This window comes from Mycolicibacterium arseniciresistens, assembly GCF_030519285.1.
In the GTDB taxonomy this organism is placed as follows: Bacteria; Actinomycetota; Actinomycetes; order Mycobacteriales; family Mycobacteriaceae; genus Mycobacterium; species Mycobacterium arseniciresistens.
Window position 1 is genome coordinate 1 of record NZ_JAUMSQ010000515.1, and the last position, 1,730, is coordinate 1,730.

The following is a 1,730-nucleotide window of genomic DNA, read 5'->3' on the forward strand; positions in this document are numbered from 1 at the left end:
TCGCCGCCGAGTTCGAAGAAGGAGTCGTCGACTCCGACGCGTTGCAGGCCCAGGACCTGACTGTAGATGCCGGCCAGTACCTCCTCGACCGCATCAGAAGGTGCCCGGTAGCCACCGCTGTCGCCGTACTCAGGCTCAGGCAGTGCACGCTTGTCCAGCTTGCCGTTGACGGTCAACGGCAACGCCTCGAGCACCACCACCGCGGTGGGCACCATGTACCCCGGCAGACGCTGCGCCAACGCCGCACGCACCTCGACCGGATCAGCACCACCGGTGATGTAGCCCACCAACCGCTTGTCCCCGGGCCGATCCTCACGCACCACCACCACCGACTGACCCACACCGTCCAGTGCAGCCAGCGCGGCCCCGATTTCACCCAACTCGATCCGATACCCACGGATCTTGACCTGCTCATCAGCACGACCCAGATACTGCAACTGCCCATCAGCACCCCAGCGCACCAAATCCCCGGTGCGATACATCCTCTGCCCCGGCGCCGCACCGGCCACCTCGAACGGGCACGCCACAAACCGCGACGCCGTCAACCCCGCCCGCCGCACATAGCCGTAACTCACCCCACGACCGGCCACATACAACTCACCGACCACCCCCGCCGGCACCGGCCGCAACCACCCATCGAGCACGAACAACGCCGCACCCGGCACCGGCGAACCGATCGGCACCACATCCGAATCAGCCTGCAACGGCGCACTGATCGTGGCATACACCGTGGTCTCGGTCGGACCGTAACCATTGATCATCACCCGACCCGGAGCCCACCGCCGCACCACCTCAGCCGGGCAGGCCTCCGCCGCCACCATCAACGCCGTACCAGCCAACCCCTCCGGCGACAACACCCCCACCGCAGACGGAGTCTGACTCAACACACTGACCCGCTGGGTGACCAACAACGCCTGGAAATCCTCCGGCGAACGCAACACCGACTCCGGCACCACCACCAACCGCCCACCATGGAGCAGCGCACCCCAGATCTCCCACACCGTGTAGTCGAACGCATACGACGCACACTGGGTCCACACCTGCTCCGCGGACAGCTCAAACCCGACATCCATCGACTCGAACAACCGCGTCACATTGCGATGACTGACCGCCACCCCCTTGGGCCGACCCGTCGTCCCCGAGGTGTAGATGATGTGCGCCACATCATCAGCCGCCGGACCCGCCACCGGCGCAGTATCCGGCGCAGCAGCCACCGCCGGATCATCAACAGCCACCACCACAACACCAAGACCGGCCAACCCACCAGCCAACTCCGCAGTACTGACCGCCACCACCGGAGCAGCATCACCGACCACGAACTCCACCCGCGCCGACGGCACCGCCGGATCAATCGGCAAATACGCCGCACCACTCTTGAGCACAGCCAAAATAGCCACGATCGCCTCACCCGAACGCGGCATCACCACAGCCACACACTCACCCGCACGCGCCCCACGAGACACCAACACATGCGCCAACCGATTCGCAGACCTGTCCAAATCCCCATAGGTCCACACACGATCACCAAACGTCAGCGCCACCGCCTCCGGCGCCCGCACCACCTGAGCATCGAACAACTCCACAATCGACACCGGCACCTCAGCCGCACCGAGCACCCCACGATTGCCCCACACATCCAACTGCCCACGCTCACCGGCATCAAGCACATCCACCGACGACAACCGCCGACCCGGATCACCACACATCGCCCACAACACCCGCTCGAAACG

Annotated in this window: 1 protein-coding gene; it reads right to left on the minus strand. The window is 65.3% G+C overall.

All coding sequences use genetic code 11. The features are described 5' to 3' along the window. Positions 1-1,730 (minus strand): non-ribosomal peptide synthetase (locus Q2100_RS31155; RefSeq protein ID WP_302917114.1); only part of this gene is annotated, 1,730 nt, incomplete at both ends.